Annotated in this window: 21 protein-coding genes; 12 read left to right on the forward strand and 9 right to left on the reverse strand. The window is 72.1% G+C overall.

Translation table 11 applies throughout. From position 1 onward, the window contains the following. Nucleotides 1-15 precede the first annotated feature (15 nt). Entirely contained in the window at nt 16-432 is a 417-nt protein-coding gene (locus CP982_RS27615) for a CBS domain-containing protein (RefSeq protein ID WP_150512940.1), read from the reverse strand. Between the two features lie 244 nt (nt 433-676). Beyond that, nucleotides 677-1,474, reverse strand: coding sequence for a histidinol-phosphatase (gene hisN / locus CP982_RS27620; RefSeq protein ID WP_150512941.1), 798 nt, complete (start codon nt 1,472-1,474; stop codon nt 677-679). Nucleotides 1,475-1,620: 146 nt separating this feature from the next. On the opposite strand from hisN, the gene CP982_RS27625 reads away from it, so the two are divergent. Beyond that, nucleotides 1,621-2,250: a TetR/AcrR family transcriptional regulator gene (locus tag CP982_RS27625; protein ID WP_150512942.1), complete on the forward strand. Its 630-nt coding sequence runs from the start codon at nt 1,621-1,623 to the stop codon at nt 2,248-2,250. On the opposite strand, the gene CP982_RS27630 is transcribed toward CP982_RS27625, so the two are convergent. From CP982_RS27630 to CP982_RS27645, 4 genes are all read right to left on the reverse strand, one after another. Beyond that, nucleotides 2,216-2,539: a DMT family transporter gene (locus tag CP982_RS27630; RefSeq protein WP_150515741.1), complete on the reverse strand. Its 324-nt coding sequence runs from the start codon at nt 2,537-2,539 to the stop codon at nt 2,216-2,218. The two genes, CP982_RS27625 and CP982_RS27630, sit on opposite strands and share 35 nt — an antisense overlap. Before the next feature lie 162 nt (nt 2,540-2,701). Next, complete coding sequence (gene rsgA, locus CP982_RS27635) at nt 2,702-3,712, reverse strand: ribosome small subunit-dependent GTPase A (RefSeq protein ID WP_150512943.1); 1,011 nt, start codon at nt 3,710-3,712, stop codon at nt 2,702-2,704. 16 nt (nt 3,713-3,728) lie between these two features. Next, complete coding sequence (gene aroA, locus CP982_RS27640; protein WP_150512944.1) at nt 3,729-5,069, reverse strand: 3-phosphoshikimate 1-carboxyvinyltransferase; 1,341 nt, start codon at nt 5,067-5,069, stop codon at nt 3,729-3,731. A 194-nt stretch (nt 5,070-5,263) separates the two neighbouring features. Further along, nucleotides 5,264-5,986 carry a M50 family metallopeptidase gene (locus CP982_RS27645; protein ID WP_150512945.1) on the reverse strand — a complete coding sequence of 241 codons (723 nt, stop codon included), beginning with the start codon at nt 5,984-5,986 and terminating at the stop codon, nt 5,264-5,266. Between the two features lie 49 nt (nt 5,987-6,035). Here CP982_RS27645 and CP982_RS27650 point away from each other — a divergent pair, with 49 nt between their 5' ends. The 10 genes from CP982_RS27650 to CP982_RS27695 all read left to right on the forward strand — a co-directional run bounded on the left by CP982_RS27650 (nt 6,036) and on the right by CP982_RS27695 (nt 16,473). Continuing rightward, complete coding sequence (locus tag CP982_RS27650) at nt 6,036-6,851, forward strand: SOS response-associated peptidase (protein WP_150512946.1); 816 nt, start codon at nt 6,036-6,038, stop codon at nt 6,849-6,851. 1 nt (nt 6,852) lies between these two features. Further along, on the forward strand, nt 6,853-7,512 hold the full coding sequence (locus CP982_RS27655) for an alpha/beta hydrolase family protein (RefSeq protein ID WP_150512947.1): 660 nt from the start codon (nt 6,853-6,855) through the stop codon (nt 7,510-7,512). Between the two features lie 221 nt (nt 7,513-7,733). Beyond that, entirely contained in the window at nt 7,734-8,417 is a 684-nt protein-coding gene (gene sigR, locus CP982_RS27660; protein WP_189719296.1) for an RNA polymerase sigma factor SigR, read from the forward strand. Continuing rightward, the gene (rsrA, locus tag CP982_RS27665) at nt 8,414-8,713 is read left to right on the forward strand and encodes a mycothiol system anti-sigma-R factor (RefSeq protein ID WP_030683322.1); all 300 of its coding nucleotides are present in this window, start codon (nt 8,414-8,416) and stop codon (nt 8,711-8,713) included. The genes sigR and rsrA overlap by 4 nt, the downstream gene beginning before the upstream one ends. A gap of 192 nt (nt 8,714-8,905) precedes the next feature. Then, nucleotides 8,906-10,273, forward strand: coding sequence for an HD-GYP domain-containing protein (locus CP982_RS27670; RefSeq protein WP_150512949.1), 1,368 nt, complete (start codon nt 8,906-8,908; stop codon nt 10,271-10,273). Beyond that, complete coding sequence (locus tag CP982_RS27675; RefSeq protein WP_150512950.1) at nt 10,270-11,562, forward strand: HD-GYP domain-containing protein; 1,293 nt, start codon at nt 10,270-10,272, stop codon at nt 11,560-11,562. Before CP982_RS27670 ends, CP982_RS27675 begins: the two co-directional genes overlap by 4 nt. Nucleotides 11,563-11,842: 280 nt before the next feature. Then, nucleotides 11,843-12,823 carry a tetratricopeptide repeat protein gene (locus CP982_RS27680; RefSeq protein WP_150512951.1) on the forward strand — a complete coding sequence of 327 codons (981 nt, stop codon included), beginning with the start codon at nt 11,843-11,845 and terminating at the stop codon, nt 12,821-12,823. A gap of 83 nt (nt 12,824-12,906) precedes the next feature. Continuing rightward, nucleotides 12,907-13,557 (forward strand): peptide deformylase, encoded by a 651-nt coding sequence (def, locus tag CP982_RS27685; protein WP_150512952.1) that lies wholly within the window; start codon nt 12,907-12,909, stop codon nt 13,555-13,557. Nucleotides 13,558-13,984: 427 nt separating this feature from the next. Continuing rightward, complete coding sequence (locus CP982_RS27690) at nt 13,985-15,097, forward strand: terpene synthase family protein (protein ID WP_150512953.1); 1,113 nt, start codon at nt 13,985-13,987, stop codon at nt 15,095-15,097. Then, nucleotides 15,094-16,473 (forward strand): bifunctional albaflavenone monooxygenase/terpene synthase, encoded by a 1,380-nt coding sequence (locus tag CP982_RS27695; protein ID WP_150512954.1) that lies wholly within the window; start codon nt 15,094-15,096, stop codon nt 16,471-16,473. Before CP982_RS27690 ends, CP982_RS27695 begins: the two co-directional genes overlap by 4 nt. A 47-nt stretch (nt 16,474-16,520) precedes the next feature. Here CP982_RS27695 and CP982_RS27700 read toward each other — a convergent pair whose 3' ends face one another. Further along, entirely contained in the window at nt 16,521-17,492 is a 972-nt protein-coding gene (locus CP982_RS27700) for a GlxA family transcriptional regulator (protein WP_150512955.1), read from the reverse strand. A gap of 93 nt (nt 17,493-17,585) precedes the next feature. Between CP982_RS27700 and CP982_RS27705 the strand changes: the two genes are divergently transcribed. After that, nucleotides 17,586-17,816 carry a hypothetical protein gene (locus tag CP982_RS27705; protein ID WP_150512956.1) on the forward strand — a complete coding sequence of 77 codons (231 nt, stop codon included), beginning with the start codon at nt 17,586-17,588 and terminating at the stop codon, nt 17,814-17,816. On the opposite strand, the gene CP982_RS27710 is transcribed toward CP982_RS27705, so the two are convergent. Together CP982_RS27710 and CP982_RS27715 are read right to left on the reverse strand one after the other, a co-directional pair. Further along, nucleotides 17,729-18,685 carry a ribonucleotide-diphosphate reductase subunit beta gene (locus CP982_RS27710; protein ID WP_229878558.1) on the reverse strand — a complete coding sequence of 319 codons (957 nt, stop codon included), beginning with the start codon at nt 18,683-18,685 and terminating at the stop codon, nt 17,729-17,731. The two genes, CP982_RS27705 and CP982_RS27710, sit on opposite strands and share 88 nt — an antisense overlap. 137 nt (nt 18,686-18,822) lie before the next feature. Then, nucleotides 18,823-21,240, reverse strand: coding sequence for a ribonucleoside-diphosphate reductase subunit alpha (locus CP982_RS27715; protein ID WP_150512957.1), 2,418 nt, complete (start codon nt 21,238-21,240; stop codon nt 18,823-18,825). Nucleotides 21,241-21,329: the final 89 nt, after the last annotated feature.

Consider the following 21,329-nt stretch of genomic DNA (forward strand, 5'->3'; position numbering starts at 1 on the left):
GTGTCCTGGCGGTGCTCAGGGGGCCGTGAACTCGGCCACCGGGGCGGCGGCGCGGCGGCGGCCCGGCGCCCAGCAGCGGATGATGTCGCGGACGGAGACGATGCCCACCGGCTCGTCGTGGTCGAGCACGACCAGGTGCCGGAAGCCGCCGTGGGACATGGCGTCGGCGGCGTCCTCCAGGGTCCAGGCCGGTCCCGCGAAGACGACGTCGGTCGTCGTGTGCGCGCTCGCGGTCTCGAAGTCCGGGTTCTGGCCGCGGCCGAGGGAGTTGAGGACGTCGCGCTCGGTCAGGATGCCGAGGCCGCAGGTGTCGGGGTCGAGGACGACGGCCGCGCCGACGCGGCGCGCCGACATCAGCCGGGCCGCCTGACGGAGGGTGTGCGCGGGGCCGATGGTGAGGACCAATGTGCTCATGGCGTCACGGACGAGCATGGGCTTGAGCCACCTCCTTGGTGAGCCCTTTACCCCTGGCATGCCTGGAGCGGGGAGCCGCATGGCCAAGAGAAAGGATTCACAAGTTCACAAGCGGGGGGACTCTCAGAGTCGCAGCGAAACGGAAGGCCAACAAGGGGGCAGGTGCGCCCAGTTCGGGAGCGCGCCGGTCCGGGTCACCGCCCTGCTGCACTGCCGCGCTGCCGCACTGCCGCCCTGCCGTCGGTTCGGAAGGGCCGCCGTCCTACTGCCGGTTCAGATGGGCGAGCATCTCGTCGTGGAGCAGTCCGTTCGACGCCGCCGCGTTGCCGCTGTGCGGGCCGGGGGCGCCGTCGAGGCCGGTGAAGCGGCCGCCCGCCTCCGTCACCACGATCGCGGTCGCCGCCATGTCCCACAGGGACAGCTCCGGCTCCGCGCAGATGTCGACCGCGCCCTCGGCGACCAGCATGTACGGCCAGAAGTCGCCGTACGCGCGGGTGCGCCAGCAGGCGCGCGTGAGGTCGAGGAAGCCGTCCAGGCGCCCCCGCTCCTCCCAGCCGCTGAGCGAGGAGTACGCGAAGGACGCGTCCTGGAGCCCGCCCACCTCGGAGACGCGAAGGCGGCTCGCGGACGTCAGGCTGCGGCCGGTGAAGGCGCCGCTGCCCTTCGCCGCCCACCAGCGGCGGCCGAGCGCGGGCGCGGAGACGACGCCGACCACCGGCTGGTAGCCCCCCTCGCCCGCCTCCATGAGGGAGATGAGCGTGGCCCAGACCGGTACGCCGCGCACGTAGTTCTTCGTGCCGTCGATCGGGTCGATGACCCAGCGGCGCGGGCCCGTGCCCTCGACGCCGTACTCCTCGCCGAGGATCGCGTCCCGCGGCCGGGCGCGCTGGAGATGCCCGCGGATCAGTTCTTCGGCGGCCTTGTCGGCCTCGCTCACCGGCGTCATGTCCGGCTTGGTCTCCACCCGGAGGTCGAGGGCCTTGAACCGGTCCATCGTCGCTGCGTCGGCGGCGTCCGCGAGGACGTGGGCAAGGCGCAGATCATCGAGGTAGTCGGGCATGGGTGAACAGTATCGATCTCGTTTCGCGCGAGCCACAGCGCGTATCGGGCGGCGCCCGCCGTACCCCTTGACAGTGCCCCGTGGCACGTCAAACCTGGCCAGCAGAACCGCTCGGGCCACCCGGCCCTGGGCAGCGGGAGGCGACGATGCCTGCAGCGCGGGAATCACTGCTCGACGCGGCGTACACCGCACTGGCCCGCAGGCCGTGGGCGGGCGTGCGGATGGTCGACGTGGCGGCGGTGGCCGGGGTGTCCCGGCAGACCCTGTACAACGAGTTCGGCAGCAAGGACGGCCTCGCGCGGGCCCTGCTCCGCCGCGAGACCGACGCGTATCTGCGGGGGGTGGAGCGGGCGCTCGCGCAGGCCCGCGACCCCGTGGACCGGCTCGCCGCGGTGAGCGCCTGGACGATCGGCGCCGCCCGCGAGAACGTGCTGGTGCGGGCGGTGCTCACCGGCTTCTGGAGCGAGCGCCTGCCGACGCCGAGCCGGGCCGCGGTGTCCAGCTCGCCGGTGCCGGCGCAGCGCCGCGCGGACGCGGGCGTGCCGAGTCCGGCGGAACTACTCGTCCAGGTGCGCGACCGGGTGATGGCCGCCCTGACCGAGCGCGGCCGCCCCTCGGAGACGGAGGAGCTGGCGCGGGCCTGCGAGAGCGCGGTGCGGGTGGCGCTGTCCTACGTCGTGGCGCCCGGGAGCCGGGACGAGGAGTCGGTCCAGCTGGTCCGCCGCGTCGTGCTGCGCGGCCTCAGTGGGCCGAGCCCGACAGCTGGAGGCCGATGACCCCGGCGATCACGAGGGAGATCGAGACGATCTTGAGGGCGGAGACCAGGTCGCCGAGGAAGATCATGCCGTAGATGGCCGTGCCCGCGGCGCCGATGCCCGTCCAGACCGCGTACGCCGGGCCCACGTCCAGCTTCTTCAGGGCCAGCGTGAGCAGGCCGAAGCTGCCCAGGGCGAAGCACGCGAAGGCGATGGTGGGCCAGACGCGGGTGAAGCCGTGCGACAGCTTCAGGCAGACCGCGAAGCCCGTCTCGAGGATCCCGGCGACGATGACCAGCAGCCACGCCATGGTTGTGCCTCCCACATCCGTACGGTTCGTACGCTCCGTGACCGCTTCGCCAAAGCTTGGAACAATCTTGGTGCGATTATGCACTTACCGAAGCGGCCCGGACGTAAACAACGCGAAGGTCGGGCCACTCGCGGGAGGTGCGGCCCGGCCGGGGGAGGGGCGTCAGTCGCCGTCGGTCCGCTCCCGGGTGGCGAGCAGCCTGCGCAGTGAGTAGAGCCGCGCCGGGTCCGCGTGGCCCTCGGCCACCCACGCGTCGAGCGCGCAGTCGGGCTCGTCGTGGCTGCACGCGCGCGGGCAGTTCTCGGTGCCGGGCTCCAGGTCGGGGAAGGCGTGGATGACCCGCGAGGGGTCCACGTGGTGCAGGCCGAAGGAGCGCACGCCCGGGGTGTCGACCACCCAGCCCTCGTCGCCGTCGAGGGGCAGCGCGAGCGCGGACGTGGTGGTGTGGCGGCCGCGGCCCGTGACCGCGTTGACATGGCCGGTGCTGCGCCGTCGCTCCTCGGGGACCAGCGCGTTCACCAGGGTGGTCTTGCCGACGCCGGAGTGCCCGACGAACGCCGTGATCTTGCCGTCGAGTTCGGCGCGCACGCGCGCCACCGCCGTGCCGTTCTCCAGCTCCTCGCGGCTGGTGACGACGTAGGGGATGTCCAGGTCGCCGTAGAGCTCCAGGAGTTTGTCCGGCGGGGCGAGGTCCGACTTGGTCATGATCAGCAGCGGGGTGAGCCCGCCGTCGTACGCGGCGACCAGACAGCGGTCGATCAGGCGCGGGCGCGGCTCGGGGTCGGCGAGGGCCGTGACGATGGCGAGCTGGTCGGCGTTGGCGACGACCACGCGCTCGAACGGATCGTCGTCGTCCGCCGTGCGGCGGAGCACCGAGGTGCGCGGGGTGATGCGCACGATGCGGGCGAGGGTGTCCTTGTCGCCGGACAGGTCGCCCACGAGGGCGACCTGGTCGCCGACCACCGCGGCCTTGCGGCCCAGCTCACGGGCCTTCATCGCGACCACGACCCGGTCGTCGACCAGACAGGTCAGGCGGCCGCGGTCGACGGTGAGGACCATTCCGTCGGCCGCGTCCTCGTGCTTGGGGCGGATGTTCGTACGGGGACGGTTGCCCTTGCGGTTGGGGCGGACCCGGACGTCGTCCTCGTCGGTGTGCTTGCCGTAGCGGCGCATGGTTCCAGTCCGCCCGTCAGTTCCCGAGCATCCCGGCCCACAGGTCGGGGAAGTCGGGCAGCGTCTTCGCCGTCGTCGCGACGTTCTCGATCTGTACGCCCGGCACGGCCAGGCCGATGATCGCTCCCGCCGTGGCCATGCGGTGGTCGTCGTAGGTGTGGAAGATGCCGCCGTGCAGCTTGCGCGGGCGGATGTGCAGGCCGTCGGCGGTCTCGGTGACGTCACCGCCCAGCTCGTTGATCTCCTTGGTGAGGGCGGCGAGCCGGTCCGTCTCGTGCAGGCGCAGATGGGCGACGCCGCGCAGCGTGGACGGCGAGTCGGCGAGGGCCGCGACGGCCGCGATGCCCGGGGTCAGCTCGCCGACCTCGCTGAGATCGGCGTCGATGCCGTGCACCGAGCCCGAGCCGGTGAACGTCAGGCCGTGCTCGGTCAGTTCGCAGGAGCCGCCCATCTCGGTGAACAGCTGCCGCAGTGCGTCACCGGGCTGGGTGGTGCGCGTCGGCCAGTCCGGGATCGTCACGCGGCCACCGGTGATCAGGGCGGCCGCCAGGAACGGCTGGGCGTTCGACAGGTCCGGCTCGATGGTGAGGTCACGGCCGAGCAGCGCGCCGGGCGTGACCCGCCAGACGTTCGGCTCGCCGCCCGCCTCGGGGGTGTCGACCTGGGCGCCTGCGGAGCGCAGCATGTCGACGGTCATGCGGATGTGCGGCATGGACGGCAGGGTGCTGCCCACGTGGCGCACCTCCACGCCCTGGTTGAAGCGCGGGCCCGAGAGCAGCAGCGCGCTCACGAACTGGGACGAGGAGGAGGCGTCGATCTCGACCTGGCCGCCGTCCAGGGCGCCGCCGCCGTGCACCGTCAGGGGCAGCGCGCCGCGTCCGTCGTCGTCGACGCGGGCGCCGAGGGCGCGCAGCGCGTCGATCACGCCGTGCAGCGGGCGCTCGTAGGAGCGGGGGTCGCCGTCGAAGCGGATCGGGCCGTCGGCGAGGGCGGCGACCGGCGGCAGGAAGCGCATCACCGTGCCCGCGTTGCCCACGTCGACCGTGACCGGGCCGTGCAGGCCCGAGGGGATGACGCGCCAGGCCTCGCCGGAGGCGTCCGGGCCGCCCGCGGCGGCGGAGCTGGACGACACCGTCTCCTCGATGCCGACGCCCATGGCGCGCAGGGCACCCGCCATGAGGAGGGTGTCGCGGGAGCGCAGGGGGCGGCGCAGCCAGCCGGGCTCGGCGGCGAGGGCGGCCAGGACGAGGGCGCGGTTGGTGACCGACTTGGAGCCCGGCACGTGGACCGTCGCGGCGACGGCTCCGCTCGCGTGCGGGGCGGGCCAGAGGGCGGTGTGCGTCGGGTTCACGGTCATGCCTTCACTTTAGTGGTTGGCGACGACCACAGATCTTGATCAAAAGTGGTGAAATCCAGGCGAAACAGAGAAGCGCCGAACGCTTCGCCGGAATGACCGTGCGGGCCCGTCGGTCGCCCGCGGGTCCGTCGTGGCTCGTCGCGCGGTTCCCCGCGCCCCTTCGGGGCGCTCCCGTGTCGGGGTCGAACGTCAGGTCACACGGTGAGCAGCCAGCGGGCTCCGCCTATCAGCGAGCACAGTGACACGGCATGGAAAAGGAAGAGCCATATTCCGGCGGGAACGTGCGTCAGACGGGCCAGTTGGTCCGCGTCCGAGTCACCGGCGCCCCCGTGCCGCCGCTTCGCCTGGAGCTCGAAGGCGGGCCGCACGCCCCCCAGGAGCAGGAACCACACCACCGCGTACGCGAAGGCGGCCTGCACGTCGGTGCTCGCCAGCCAGGAGACGACCAGGAAGGCGCCGCCCGCCAGGATCATCGTGAGCGCGCCGTACGCGTTGCGGATCATCACCAGCATCGCGGCGAGCAGGGCCGTGGCGATCCACAGGAAGGCCGTGATGTGCCCCTGGGAGAGCAGCGCGGCACCGCCGAGGCCGAGCAGCGGGGGAGCGGTGTAGCCCGCGGCGGCGGTGAGGATCATGCCGAGGCCCGAGGGCTTGCCGCGGCTGACGGTCAGACCACTGGTGTCGGAGTGCAGCCGGATGCCGTCCAGGCGGCGCCCGGTGAGCAGGGCGACCAGGCCGTGGCCGCCCTCGTGGGCGATGGTGACGGCGTTGCGGGCCACGCGCCACACGCCGTGCGGGACGACGGCGGCGAGCGCGACGACGCCGGTGGCGATCACCAGCCACTGATCGGGCGCGGACTGCGTACCGACGACGCGGTCCCACAGGTCGCTCAGGCTGGCGGAAGCGGTGGTGTGCATTGCTCGGTCGGCTCCCTGTGGTCGGCCACGGCGTGGCAGTGTGGCACGTATGTGCGGACGGTATGCATCGAGTCGTAGGCCCGAGGATCTCGCAGGAATCTTTGAGATCGAGAAGTGGGAGCCGGAAGAGGCCCTGGAGGCGGACTACAACGTCGCTCCCACCAAAGAGGTCTACGCCGTGCTCGACCGCCCCCTTAAGGACGCCGAGGACAAACGTCCGGTTCGCCAGCTGCGCAGGCTGAAGTGGGGACTCGTACCGTCCTGGGCGAAGACGCCGGAGGGCGGCGCGCGGATGATCAACGCGCGCGCCGAGACGGTGCACGAGAAGCCCTCCTACCGCCGGGCCTTCGCCGCCCGCCGCTGCATCCTGCCCGCCGACGGCTATTACGAGTGGGTGACCGGCGCCGCCGAGCGCGACCTTGAGGTCGAGGGCAAGAAGAAGCGGCCCCGCAAGCAGCCGTACTTCGTGCTGCCCGCCGACGGCTCGGTGTTCGCGATGGCCGGCCTCTACGAGTTCTGGCGGGACCGCACGCTGCCCGACGAGCATCCGCTCGCCTGGTGGGTGACCTGCTCGGTGATCACCACGGAGGCGGAGACCGCCCCGCTCGCCATCGCCCCGGAGAACGGCCCCTCCTCCCTCGCGGACATCCACCCGCGCATGCCGCTGATGCTCACGCCCGACCGCTGGGACGCCTGGCTCGACCCGGCGCGCACCGCCGCGGAGGAGCTGCGCCCGCTCCTGGAGCCGCCGCCCACCGGGCTCATGCGCGCGTTCCCCGTGTCGACGGCCGTCAGCAACGTCCGCAACAACGGTCCGGAGCTGCTGACGGAACTGGAGGCCCCCGAAGAGGGCACACTCTTCTGACGTGACGCACAGTGAGACCCACAGCGAAGTCGTCGAGACCGACGCCGGGGCCGCCCGGATCACCTGGCACCCCGCGAAGCAGGCCCGGGCCGTGCTCGCCGTCAGCCACGGGGCGGGCGGCGGCATCGAGGCGCGGGACCTGCGGGCCATCGCCGCGACCCTGCCCGCGCACGGCGTGACCGTCGCCCTGGTGGAGCAGCCCTGGCGGGTGGCCGGCAAGAAGGTGGCGCCCGCGCCGAAGACGCTCGACACCGGCTGGCGCGGCGTGTGGCCCGCCCTCGCGAAGCCCGGCCTGCCCGTGCTCGCGGGCGGCCGCAGCGCCGGGGCCCGCGTCGCTTGCCGCACGGCCGCCGAGCTCGGCGCGGCCGCCGTGCTCGCGCTGAGCTTCCCGCTGCACCCCCCGGGCAGGCCGGAGAAGTCCCGCGCCGACGAACTGCTCGGCGCCGGGGTGCCGACGCTCGTGGTGCAGGGCGGCAACGACCCCTTCGGCAAGCCCGCGGAGTTCCCCCGGAGCACGGCCTACGAACTCGTCGAAATCCCCTTCGGCGACCACTCCTTCGCCGTACCGAAGCGGGCCGGGATCGGCCAGGAGGACGCTGTGAAACGGATCACGGACGCCGTCGTCGCGTGGACGGGCGCGCCGGGAATGTTGAGCACGTGACGACTGTTGTCCCGTACGAACAGCGAACAGTGTGCGTACGAGAGGGAGACCGCCGCATGGGAACGACCATCTGCCCGGACCGCTCCACCACCCCTGAGCTGGAGTGGAGCGTGCTGAGCTCGCCCAAGGCGGCCCCTATTCGAGCGGCGCGCAAAGCAGGTCGTCGTCTATCCTCCGAAACCAGTGGGACCGGCTACGGCCCCACCACGTCGTTGGAGGAGGTGGGTCCGGTCACTGGGACCGACGCAGGCACTGAGCACGGTCACTCCGAGCAGCCGGAGCGTTCCGACAAGGGTTCCGAGACGGCCGCGGAGCGCACGGCCCGCTTCGAGCGGGACGCGCTGATGTTCCTCGACCAGATGTACTCGGCGGCGCTCCGGATGACCCGCAATCCGGCGGACGCGGAGGACCTGGTCCAGGAGACCTACGCGAAGGCGTACGCGTCGTTCCACCAGTTCCGCGAGGGCACCAACCTCAAGGCCTGGCTGTACCGCATCCTCACGAACACGTTCATCAACTCGTACCGCAAGAAGCAGCGCGAGCCCCAGCGCAGCGCCGCCGAGGAGATCGAGGACTGGCAGCTGGCGCGCGCCGAGTCGCACATGTCCACCGGACTGCGCTCGGCCGAGTCGCAGGCGCTCGACCACCTGCCGGACTCCGACGTGAAGAACGCGCTCCAAGCGATCCCGGAGGAATTCCGCATCGCCGTGTACCTCGCGGACGTGGAGGGCTTTGCGTACAAGGAGATCGCCGACATCATGGGTACACCCATCGGTACGGTGATGTCCCGTCTTCACCGCGGCCGCCGCCAACTCCGCGGCATGCTGGAGGACTACGCGCGTGACCGCGGCCTGGTCCCGGCCGGTGCCGGAGACTCGAACGAAGCGAAAGGCTCGGGCTCATGAGCTGCGGAGAGCCGCACGAGACTGACTGCAGTGAGGTCCTGGACCACCTCTATGAGTTCCTGGACCGGGAGATGCCGGACAGCGACTGCACGAAGTTCGAGACGCACTTCGAGGAGTGCTCCCCCTGCCTGGAGAAGTACGGCCTCGAACAGGCGGTGAAGAAGCTCGTCAAGCGCTGCTGCGGCCAGGACGACGTGCCCGCCGACCTGCGGGCGAAGGTCATGGGCCGGATCGACCTGATCCGCTCCGGACAGGCGGTTCCGGACGACGGGGTGGATCTGGCCCCCGGGTCCTGAGCGAAGCCCCCGGGTCAGAGCTGAGCGGGTGCGCCCCGCGTTCCCCGTGGGGCTGCCGTTCACCCGCTAGTTGAACGTTTCTCTCTGTTTCTGCTGGGGTTTCTCACTCGAAGGTGCTAATTCGCGCCCGCTGACGCTGGCGTGCTCAGGGCCCGTTCTACTCTCCCGACCTGGATCGGGAGGAGAACCCCTATGCGGTCGGTGCCGGTGTGGGCCCGAGGCTACGTCCTGTGCGCCGCGCTCGGCGCGGCCGCCTGCGCGGCGCCCGCGTTCGGCCCCGGCACGGCATGGCCCGTCGTCGGACTGCTCGCCCTGCTGTACGCGGGCGGGGAGCACACCGTCGTCCGCAGCGGCCCGGCCGTGCCCGCCTTCTACCCCGTGCTGCTGGCCGCGGTGTTCCTGCTGCCGCCCGCCGCGGCCGCGCTCGTCGCCGTCCCGGGCGCCCTGCTCGCCCGCGTCGAACGGCGGCCACGGTGGCTGCGCCGCCTGTGGCGGGCCGCTCAGCTGGCCCTCGCCGCCTGGGCCGCGGGGCGGACGTACGCCGCGCTCGACGGGCCCGCGGCGGCCTCGGCGCCCCCCGACTTCCCGTACGTCCTGCTGCCCGCCGCGGTCGCCGTGCTCTGCTTCGCCGCGGTCATCGCCGCCCTCGACGGCGGCATCCTGGTGGCGGCGGAGGGGGTTCCGCCGCGCCACGCCTGGCGGGGACTGCTGCCCGGCTCGCTCGCGCCCGTCGCCGTGCACGGGCTCGCCGGGCTGATGATGGCCGTCCTCTGGGACAGCCGGTACGGGCCCCTCGCCGCGCTGCTCGTCCTGCTCCCGATGGGCGTCTCGTGCTGGGTGTTCGCCCAGTACCACCGCGAGCGCTCCGCCCACCAGGCCACCATCCGCGCGCTCGTGCAGGCCGTCGACATCAAGGACCGCTACACCAGGGGCCACAGCGAGCGGGTCGGCCGCGCCTCCGTGCTGATCGCCCGCGAGCTGGGCATGGACGACGCGCGCGTGGAGCTGCTCCGCTTCGCCGGGATCCTGCACGACGTGGGCAAGCTCGGCGTCCCCACCCGGCTGCTGCGCAAGGAGGGGCCGCTGACCCCGCAGGAGCGGCGCGTGATCGAGCTGCACCCGGAGTACGGCCACGAGATGGTGCGGGGCATCGGCTTCCTCGGGGAGGCCAGGGCGGCGATCCTGCACCACCACGAGCGCATCGACGGCAGCGGCTACCCCTACGGCCTGACGGGTCGTCAAATCCCGGAGTGCGCCCGGGTGGTGGCCGTCGCCGACGCCTTCGACGCCATGACGTCCTCGCGCTCCTACCGCCGCGCCCGCCCGGTCGCGGCCGCCGTCACCGAACTCCGGCGCTGCGCGGGGGCCCAGTTCGACCCGGCCATGGTCGGCGCCCTCGCCCGGGCGCTCGACCGGTACGGATGGGACGCGGAGGTCACGGCCGGGGGCGAGGCAAAGGCTTCGGCCGGGGCCCGGCGCACGGGCCCCGACGGCCCCGGAAGCCCCGTCGACGGCGTGGTGTCCGGCGCCCCCGCGGCCCGCGGCCCGGCCGCCCGGTGACGCACGAGCCCGCGGGGCGGCCCGCCGCCGCGGTGGCCGCCGTGATCCGCGGCGCCGCGCTACTCGTCGCCGTCGGCGCGCTCGGCGTCACGCTCTGGCGCGGCGTCGAGGAGCCACGGACCGCCCTCGCCTTCGGCGTGCTCATAGCCGTGGGCGAGCTGGCCCGGTGGGGCAGCGGCGGCGAGCGGGAGCCCGCGCCCCTGGGGGCCGCGGGCGCGCTCGCGTACGCCCTGCTGGGGGAGAGCGGCGGGCGGGCGACCCACCACGGGGTGCTCCAGGTGGTCGCCGTCGTCGTGGCGGCGGGGCTGGTCGGCGCCGTGCCGCACGTGGCGCTCGGCCGCGGGCCCGCGCCCGACGCCCTCGCCCGGCGCGTGCTCACCGTCGCCTTCGCCGCCGTGTGCTTCCAGCCGCTGTACAACTCGGGCCGCCTGGAGGACCGGGCGGGCTACGGCTCCTGGTACGCCGCCGTGGTGGTGGCCCTGCTCGCGCTCACCGCGCTGTGCGACGCCGTGCTCGCGGCGGCCCTGGCGCACGCCCGCCGGGGGTGGCCGTTCGGGCCGCTGCTCAGGGACGAGCTGCGGCGCATGCCCGGCATCGGCTCCGCCGTGTGCGCCACGGGGGCCGTGATGGCGCTGGCCGTCGCCGTGGCGGGGCTGTGGGCGCTGCCGGTGTTCAGCTGCCCGCTGCTGCTCACCCAGCTGGCCGTCCGCCGCTACGCCGCCGTGCGGGCCACGTACCGGCAGACCATCGCCTCCCTTGCCCGCGCCACCGAGATCGCCGGGTACACCCCGGCCGGGCACGCCAGGCGGGTGGCGGACCTCAGCCGGGCCATGGGCCGTGAGCTGGGGCTCTCCGGGGCGGACCTGGGCGTCCTGGAGTACGCGGCGCTGATGCACGACATCGGGCAGCTCTCCCTGGTCGACCCCGTGCCCGAGGGTGCCACCGCGCGCCTTCCCGCCGCCGAGCAGCGGCGCATCGCCCTGCTCGGCGGGGCCGTCGTCCGGCAGACCGGCGTGGCCGCCGACGTCGCCGTCGTGGTGGAGCGCCAGGCCGATCCGTACCGCGAGCAGCCGCTCACCGCGCGTATCGTGCGGACGGCGAACGCATACGACGAGATGGCCCGGGAACACGGGCCTCAAGGGCCGCTGGCCGCCCTGGAGCGACTGCGGGTCGCGACGGGGCGCGAGTACCAGACGGAGGTCGTGGAGGCCTTGGCGAGGGTGCTCGCGGGGTGCACGGGGCCGGTGGCCGCCCCGCGCCGGGGGCTCGGCCCCCTGGACCCCTGTTGAGGGTGGCGCACGCGCGTCCCGAGGCGCCGGAGGGCCGGGAACGGCACCGCGCTCCCACACGATCGGGGGGTCCGCGGCGGAGCGCCCGGGCCGCCGGGGCGGGGCCCCGGGGCCCCCGGCGAAGGCGCCGGGGCCGGGTCGTCTGACCTCGGGTCCCGCTGGGTAACCCATGGGTAATGAGCGGCCGTCCGACCGTACGTGGTTGGATGCGAAAGAGAAGCGGGGCCGCGCGGCAGCGCGGCGGCGGGGACATCCCGACAAGAGCTGGCAGGCGGGAATCGTGAGGATCTTCGGCAAGGGACGGCACCGGCCCTCCGCCTCCTGGCGGCAGGCCACCGACAGGGCGTTCACGCTCATCGGCGACGGTCGCTACGAGGACGCGGGCGCGCTCCTGACGCGCGCCGCCGATCTCGAACCCTGGTTGTCGGAGTCCTGGTTCAACCTCGCGCTCCTGCACAAGTTCCGGCACGACTGGGAGCAGGCGCGGGCCGCGGGCCTGCGGGCCGTGGCGCTGCTCGACCGCTCCGCCGGGGCCCCCGACTGGTGGAACGTGGGCATCGCGGCGACCGCCCTGCAGGACTGGCCGCTGGCGCGCAGGGCCTGGCAGGCGTACGGACTCAGGGTGCCCGGCGGGGTCGCCGCGACGGGCGAGCCCGCGGGGATGGACCTGGGCAGCGCGGCGGTGCGGCTCTCGCCGGAGGGCGAGGCGGAGGTCGTCTGGGGCCGCAGGCTGGACCCGGCCCGCATGGAGGTGCTCTCCATTCCGCTGCCGTCCTCCGGGCGGCGCTGGGGCGAGGTCGTGCTGCACGACGGCGTGCCGCACGGGGAGCGGACCACGGCCGCGGGGCACGCGTACCCCGTCTTCGACGAGATCGAGCTGTGGGCGCCGTCGCCCGTGCCCACCTGGGTGGTCCTCCTGGAGGCCGCGACCGAGGAGGACCGGGACGCCCTGGAGAAGCTCGCCGCCGACGCCGGCTTCGCCGCCGAGGACTGGTCGTCGTCCGTGCGGCTGCTGTGCCGGATGTGCTCGGAGTCGCGGATGCCGAGCGACGAGGGCGACGGGGAGCACCTGGACCCGCACGACCACAGCGAGCCGGGGCACCCCGGGCCGCTCGGCCACCGCAGCCCCGGACCGATCTGGGTGCCCGAGCGGGAGTGCGGCATCGCCGCCCCGGCGGGGCTGGTGCGGGGCCTCCTCGACGGCTGGGTCGCCGACAGCCCGGACTCCCGCGACTGGCGGGACCTCGAAGAGGTCTGCTAGCCCCGGACGCCGATGCTCCGGCGGGGTGCTGCCCGTACCCTGTACGGGCAGCACACGACCCAGGAAGAAGGCATACGGCGGACATGGCGCAGGACACTGAGCAGAGTTACGCGGACGGGGTGCTCCCGGTCGACGACGAGGGCTTCGTCATCGACACGGAAGACTGCGAGGCGCGGGAGACGGCCTACCGCGAGCGCGGCACGTCCCGGCCCATCACGGTCGTCGGCAACCCGGTGCTGCACAAGGAGTGCAAGGACGTCACCGCCTTCGACGACGAGCTCGCGAAGCTGATCGACGACATGTTCGCGAGCCAGCGCGTCGCGCAGGGCGTCGGCGTCGCCGCGAACCAGGTCGGGGTCGACCTGAAGGTGTTCGTGTACGACTGCATGGACGACGAGGGCGTGCGGCACGTCGGCGTCGTCTGCAACCCGGTCCTGCAGGAGCTGCCCGCGGAGCGGCGGAGCCTGGACGACTCGGGCGAGGGCTGCCTGTCCGTGCCGACGGCGTACGCGCCCCTCGCCCGCCCCGACTACGCGGTCGTGACCGGTCAGGACGAGAAGGGCAACCCCATCAAGGTGCGCGGCACGGGCTACTTCGCCCGCTGCCTCCAGCACGAGACGGACCACCTGTACGGCTATCTGTACATCGACCGCCTCTCCAAGCGGGAGCGCAAGGACGCGCTGCGGCAGATGTCGGAGGGCACGCCGCGCTACCCCGTGGTGCCGAATGACTGAACTGCGCCACAACTGAGGCGTGCGGTGAGCGCGTGACGACAGCGGCCCCTGGTCGGGGACACCCCACTGACCAGGGGCCGTTGGTGTACCCGCTCAGAACCGGACAGGACTAGCCCACGATCGGCCGTGGGTGATCCAGATTCAGTCACGTAAGGGGATGTTCTCGGCACGGTGGGGTAGTGAATGGCGCAAATGTGTTCCCTGAACGGTCAGTTGTGGTGCTGAATGGAAAGCGCGGGGATACGCAACGGCGCGCGCCCGGCACGGCAAGAGGGGCGTGGGCCTCAGCGCGGTCGAGAGGGGTTTGTTCGTGCCTGCTTCCTCACACAGCACTTCACAGTCGGACTGGGCGACACGCACCCCGGCACGGGTTCCGGCATATGCAGCGGAACGCGTCCCGAGGCAACGGCGGAAGCCGTCCGAGCAGATGCAGTCACCAGTTCGACAGGCGGTATCGGTGCCGCCCGCACTGGCCCTTCCGGTGGTGGAGTCGGAGTTTCCCCGGCATCTGCATCCGTATTGGCCAAAGCTTCAGGAGAAGTCCAGGGCGTGGCTCCTGGAAAAGCGCCTCATGCCCCCGGACAAGGTCGCGGCATATGCCGATAGCCTGTGCTACACCGACCTGGTGGCTGGGTACTACATCGGTGCCCCCGACGAGCTGCTCGCCGCCATCGCCGACCTCAGCTCCTGGTTCTTCGGCTGGGACGACCGGCACGACCGGGACGCGGTGCACGGCAGGACCACGGGCTGGCGGCGCCTGTGCGCCGGGCTACACGAGACACTTCAGGACCCGCGCGCGCACCTGCACCACGAGGACCCCCTGGTCGCGGGCTTCGCAGACTGCGTCCTGAGGCTGTACGCGCACCTCGGACCGCGGTGGAACGGGCGCTTCGCCCGGCACTTCCACCCGGTGATCGACGCCTACGACCACGAGTTCGGCAACCGCCGCACCGGGACCGTGCCGAGCGTCGAGGCGTACATCGAGCTGCGCCGGCTCACCTTCGCGCACTGGATCTGGATCGACCTGCTCGAACCCACCGCGCGCCAGGAGCTGCCGGACGCGGTGCGGAAACACCCCGCCTATCGCGCGGCGGCACTCGCCACGCAGGATTTCTCCGCCTGGTACAACGACCTCTGCTCACTGCCGAAGGAATTGGCGGGCGACGAGGTACACAACCTCGGAATTTCCCTCATCCACCACGAAGGTCTCTCCCTGCAGCAGGCGGTGGCAGAAGTGCACCGGCGCGTCAGTGACTGTGTACGTGATTTTCTCGCGGTGGAACCGGAAGTCCTCAGTTTGGCGGATGAATTGATCGACGGCAGCGCGGCGGGCCGGAAGGCGAGCGCCGCACTGCAATCCTGCGTCTTCAATATGCGGAACTGGTTCAGTTCCGTCTACTGGTTCCATCACGAATCCGGCAGATACCGCGTCGAAAGCTGGGACGACCGATCGCTGCCCCCGTATGTGTCCGACGCACCGGGACCCGAGTTCCCGGAATGCGAATTGGCAGGGCCCGAACTGGCAGGAGGCCAGGAATGACCGTCGAATCCGCAGCGTCCGCCATACCCGCACCGGCCGGTTCCCAGCGGCTGAATACGCCGCCGCTGGTCTCCGGTGGAGCGCCACTTCTCGGCCACGCCTGGAACCTGGTGCGCGACCCGCTCGGCTTCCTGGCCGATCTGCGTGACCACGGGGACCTCGTCCGGATCCGACTAGGGCCCAAAACGGCGTACGCGGTGTGCGCCCCGCAGCTCGTCGGCGCTCTGCTCAAGAGCCCCGAGTACGTCGTCGGAGGGCCGCTGTGGGACACCCTGGAGGTGCTGCTCGGCAAGGGCGTGGCGACCAGCAACGGTCCGCTGCACCGGCGCCAGCGGCGCATGATGCAGCCCGCGTTCCGGCCCGAGCGCATCGCCGACTACGCGCGCGTGATGGCACAGGAGGCCCAGGCGACGGCGGCCCGCTGGAGTGACGGCGAAACGGTGGACGTGAGCGCGGAGATGTTCCGCACCGCCGTGCGCGTCGTCTCCCGCTCCCTCCTGGAGGTCGACTCGATCGGCGAGAAGGCGGACCGCATCAGCGACTCGCTGCACACCGTCTTCGAGGGCCTGTACCGCCGCATGGTGCTTTCCGTCGGGCCGCTGTACCGCGTACCGACGCCCGCCAACCGGCGCTTCGAGCGCGCGCTCGCCGATCTGCACGCGCTCGTCGACGAGATCATCGCCGAACGCCGCCGGTGCGGAAACGGCACGGAAGAGGACTTGCTGGCCGTATTGCTCGCCGCCCGCGACGAATCGGGGCAGCCGCTGACGGACCAGGAGATCCATGACCACGTCGTCTCGCTCGTCGTGGCGGGTGCCGAGAATGTCGCCTCGACACTGGCATGGGCCTTCCATCTGCTCACCGAACACCCCGACCACGAAAGGCGGTTGGTTGAAGAGGTAAATTCCGTGACGGGAGGCCGTCCGGTCGCCTTCGCCGATCTCGGCGAGCTGCGGCACACGCGCAATGTCGTCACGGAGGCGATGCGTATACGACCGGCCGCCTGGATTTTCACGCGGCGGTCCGTGGCCGAGACCACGCTCGGCGGCTATCGCATTCCGGCCGACGCGGACATCGTGTACAGCGTGTACGCGATGCAGCGCGATCCGCGTTCCTTCGAGCGGCATCTGGAGTTCGACCCGGACCGATGGAATCCGGAACGCGCGGCGAGCGTACCGGAGTTCGCCATGATGCCCTTCAGCGTGGGCAACCGTAAGTGCCCGGGCGACCACTTCAGCCTGGCGGAACTCACCATCATCCTGGCCACGATCGTCCCCCGCTGGCGGCTGGCCCCGGTGGCGGGGACCGACACGCGCACGAAGGTCGGCATCACGCTGCACCCGCGGGATCTGGTGCTGCGCGCCACGGCCCGCTGACGCCCGCGCGCCCGCACCGCCCTGAGGGGCCGGTGCGGGCGCGCGCGTCAGGCCGCGGACTCGGCCCCGGGGCCGCGGAACGTGCGCCGGTAGGCGTTCGGCGTCGTGCCGAGCACGCGGACGAACTGATGGCGCAGCGCGGCCGCGTTCGCGAAGCCGGAGCGCCAGGCGACCGCGTCCACGGTCTGGTCCGTGACCTCCAGCAACTCCTGGGCGCGGAGCAGGCGTTGGCGCAGCAGCCAGCGGTACGGCGTGGTGCCGGTCTCCTCCTTGAAGCGGCGGGCGAAGGTGCGCGGCGACATATGGGCGCGGGCCGCGAGCAGGTCGACGGTCAGCTCCCGGTCGAGGTGGCGCTCCATCCACGCCAGGACGCCGCCGACGGTGTCGCAGCGGGCGCGCGGCAGCGGACGCTCGATGTACTGGGCCTGGCCGCCGTCGCGGTGCGGCGGCACGATCATCCGGCGGGCGATGGCGTTGGCGACCTCCGCGCCGTTCTCCCTGCGGACCAGGTGCAGGGCGGCGTCGATGCCCGCCGCGGTGCCCGCGGAGGTGATCACCGGGTCCTCGTCGACGTACAGCACGTCCGGCTCGACGACGGCGCGCGGACAGCGGCGCGTCAGCTCGTCGGCGTGCCGCCAGTGCACCGCGCAGCGCCGCCCGTCCAGGAGCCCGGCCGCCGCGAGCACGAAGGCGCCGGTGCAGACGCTGAGCACCCGGGTGCCGCGGTCGGTGGCGCGGCGCAGGGCGTCGAGCAGCGCGGGCGGGAAGTCCCGCGTCACATAGGAGTCGCCCGCGGGCACGGTGATGAGGTCGGCCTCCTCAAGGCGGTCGAGGCCGTACGGCGTGGAGATGGTGAAGCCGGCGTGCGTGGAGAGCGTGGGGCCCTCGGCCGAGACGAGCGCGAAGTCGTACACCGGCAGGCCCTCGTCGCTGCGGTCGAGGCCGAACACCTCGGACACGACGCCGAGTTCGAAGGGGTGCACGCCGTCGAGCGCGACGGCGGCCACGTTCCTCAACATGGGGACAGTGTGCCGCGTCGCTGGCAGGAAATCGAGGGTGGGCGACAGTCCTGCCACTCACGCCGAAGGACGGCCGGCGCGAGAGTGGTCGTCATGAACGCACATGACGCACTCGACACGCTGGCCGTCCTCGGGGTCTTCCTGCTCATGGCCCTGCCGTCACTGATCGGCCACGCCCACGACCGCCGGATCGACCGGCAGCTGCGAGGGGCCGAGCGCGGGCCCGGGCCGCAGGATCAGAACTCGTCGTCGAAGGAGACCGAGCCCTCCACGGCGACCTGGTACGCGGACGGGCGCCGCTCGAAGAAGTTGGTCAGCTCCTGAACGCCCTGCAGCTCCATGAACGAGAACGGGTTCTCGGAGCCGTACACCGGCGCGAAGCCGAGGCGCGCCAGGCGCTGGTCGGCGACGCACTGGAGGTACTCGCGCATCGAGTCGGTGTTCATGCCGGGCAGGCCGTCGCCGCACAGGTCGCGGGCGAACTGCAGCTCGGCCTCGACCGCTCCCTTCAGCATGTCCGTGACCTGCTCCTGGAGCGCCTCGTCGAACAGCTCCGGCTCCTCCTTGCGGACGGTGTCCACGACCTCGAAGGCGAAGGACATGTGCATCGTCTCGTCGCGGAACACCCAGTTGGTGCCGGTCGCGAGGCCGTGCAGCAGACCGCGGCTGCGGAACCAGTAGACGTAGGCGAAGGCACCGTAGAAGAACAGGCCCTCGATGCACGCCGCGAAGCAGATCAGGTTCAGCAGGAAGCGGCGGCGGTCGGCCTTGGACTCCAGGCGGTCCAGCTTCTCCACCGAGTCCATCCACTTGAAGCAGAACTCGGCCTTCTCCCGGATGGAGGGGATGTTCTCCACGGCCGCGAAGGCGGCGGCGCGGTCCTCCGGGTCGGGCAGGTAGGTGTCGAGCAGCGTCAAGTAGAACTGGACGTGCACGGCCTCCTCGAAGAGCTGACGGCTCAGGTAGAGCCGTGCCTCGGGGGAGTTGATGTGCTTGTAGAGCGTGAGCACCAGGTTGTTCGCCACGATCGAGTCGCCGGTGGCGAAGAACGCGACCAGGCGGCCGATGAGGTGCTGCTCCTCGGCCGTCATCTTGGCGAGGTCGGCCACGTCCGAGTGGAGGTCGACCTCCTCCACGGTCCAGGTGTTCTTGATCGCGTCCCGGTAGCGCTCGTAGAAGTCCGGGTAGCGCATCGGGCGGAGCGTCAGCTCGAAGCCCGGGTCGAGCAGGTTCTTCTCGCCCGTCGTCGTGGTGGTGTGCAGTTCCGACGAAGAGCGTTCCGGCGCGGAGCGCTGTCCATCAGGGGCGGTGGTCGGGTGACGGGTGGGCATTACTGGCAGGCCTCGCAGGACTCGGGGTTTTCCAGGGAGCAGGCGATCGCCTCGGGGTCGCTCACCTGCTGGGGGACGGGGGCGGCCGCGGCGGCGGAGCCCCCGGCGGCGCGGGCGATGCGCGTCGCGGGGCGCGAGCGCAGGTAGTACGTGGTCTTGAGGCCCTGCTGCCAGGCGTAGGCGTACATCGAGGAGAGCTTGCCGATGGTCGGCGTCTCCAGGAACAGGTTCAGGGACTGCGACTGGTCGAGGTACGGCGTGCGCGCGGCGGCCATGTCGATCAGGCCCCGCTGCGGGATCTCCCAGGCCGTGCGGTACAGGTTCCGCACCTCCGCGGGCACCCAGGTGAAGCCCTGCACCGAGCCGTTGGACTCGCGAAGGGCCTCGCGGGTCTGCGCGTCCCACACGCCGAGCTTCTTGAGGTCCTGCACCAGGTAGGAGTTGACCTGGAGGAACTCGCCGGACAGCGTCTCGCGCTTGAAGAGGTTGGAGACCTGCGGCTCGATGCACTCGTAGACGCCCGCGATGGAGGCGATGGTGGCGGTCGGGGCGATGGCCAGGAGCAGCGAGTTGCGCATGCCGACCTTGCCGATGCGCTCCCGCAGCGCGTCCCAGCGCTCGGGCCAGGCGCGCTCCGCCGCGGTGTGCTCGTAGTGGTCGGGGTGCAGGACGCCGCGCGCCGTGCGGGTCTTCTCCCAGGCGGGCAGCGGGCCGTGGCGCTCGGCGAGGTCCGCGGAGGCCTCGTAGGCGGCGAGCATGATCCGCTCGGCGATCCTCGTGGACAGCGCCTTCGCCTCGGGGGAGTCGAAGGGCAGCCGCAGCTGGAAGAAGACGTCCTGCAGACCCATGGCGCCCAGGCCCACGGGGCGCCACTTGGCGTTGGAGTTCCCGGCCTGCTCGGTCGGGTAGAAGTTGATGTCCACGACGCGGTCGAGGAACGTCACGGCGGTGCGGACGGTGGCGTCCAGGCGCTCCCAGTCGATGTCCCCGTCGGCCACGAAGGCCCCGAGGTTCACCGAGCCGAGGTTGCACACGGCCGTCTCGCCGTCGTCCGTGACCTCCAGGATCTCCGTGCACAGGTTGGAGGAGTGCACGGTGTGGCCGGGCTCGGCGGTCTGGTTGGCGGTGCGGTTGGAGGTGTCCTTGAAGGTCATCCAGCCGTTGCCGGTCTGCGCGAGGGTGCGCATCATGCGGCCGTACAGGTCACGGGCCGGCATGGTCTTGCGGGCCAGGCCCTTGGCCTCGGCCGCGCGGTACGCGGCGTCGAACTCCTCGCCCCACAGGTCGACGAGCTCGGGCGTGTCGGCGGGCGAGAACAGCGACCACTCCTGGTCGGCGGCGACCCGGCGCATGAACTCGTCCGGGATCCAGTGCGCGAGGTTCAGGTTGTGGGTGCGCCGGGCGTCCTCGCCGGTGTTGTCCCGCAGCTCCAGGAACTCCTCGATGTCGGAGTGCCAGGTCTCCAGGTAGACCGCGGCGGCGCCCTTGCGGCGGCCGCCCTGGTTCACGGCGGCGACGGAGGCGTCGAGCGTCTTCAGGAACGGCACGATGCCGTTGGAGTGGCCGTTCGTGCCGCGGATCAGCGAACCGCGCGAGCGGATGCGGGAGTACGACAGGCCGATGCCGCCGGCGTGCTTCGACAGGCGCGCCACCTGGTGGTAGCGGTCGTAGATCGAGTCCAGCTCGTCGAGCGGCGAGTCGAGCAGGTAGCAGCTCGACATCTGCGGGTGCCGGGTGCCGGAGTTGAAGAGCGTCGGCGAGGACGGCAGGTAGTCCAGACGGCTCATCAGGCCGTACAGGGAGGCGACCTCGTCCAGGGCGCGCGCGGAGTCGTCCTCGGCGAGACCGGCGGCCACGCGCAGCATGAAGTGCTGCGGCGTCTCGATGACCTTGCGGGTGATCGGGTGGCGCAGCAGATAGCGGCTGTGCAGCGTGCGCAGGCCGAAGTAGCCGAAGCGGCGGTCGGCGCCGTCGGCGAGCGCGGCCTCCACGAGCCCGTCGAGACGGGCGCCGTGCAGGGCCGTGAACGCGGCGGTGCGGTCGGCGATCAGGCCCTCGCGGTGGCCGACCGCGACGGACTCGGAGAACGACGTGACGCCCTGCGAGGCGGCCTCCTCGCGGATGCCGATGGTCAGCAGCCGGGCGGCGAGCCGGGAGTACGCGGGGTCCTCGGAGATGAGCCCGGCGGCCGCCTCGGTGGCGAGCTCCCGCAGCTCGGCCTCGTCGGCCTTCGCCGAGCGCCCGCGCAGGGCGGCCGCGGCGACGCGTCCGGGGTCGGCGTCGGGGAGGTCGGCGGTGAGGTCGGTCAGGGTGCGCAGCAGCGCGGTGCCCGGGGCGTCAGTCCGCGTGGACTGCTCGGCGGGCTGCTGACCGGCTTCGGCCTGCGCTGACGCGGGCTCGGCGGGCGCGATGGTCACGTGGTGCTCTCCCTCGCTCGGCTCTGGGCATCGAGGCGGCTGAGGGCACACGGGCGCGACCGCGGGCAGCGGTACGTACGCCGCGTCCA

Origin of the sequence: Streptomyces spectabilis (assembly GCF_008704795.1) — a bacterium.
Classification (GTDB): domain Bacteria; phylum Actinomycetota; class Actinomycetes; order Streptomycetales; family Streptomycetaceae; genus Streptomyces; species Streptomyces spectabilis.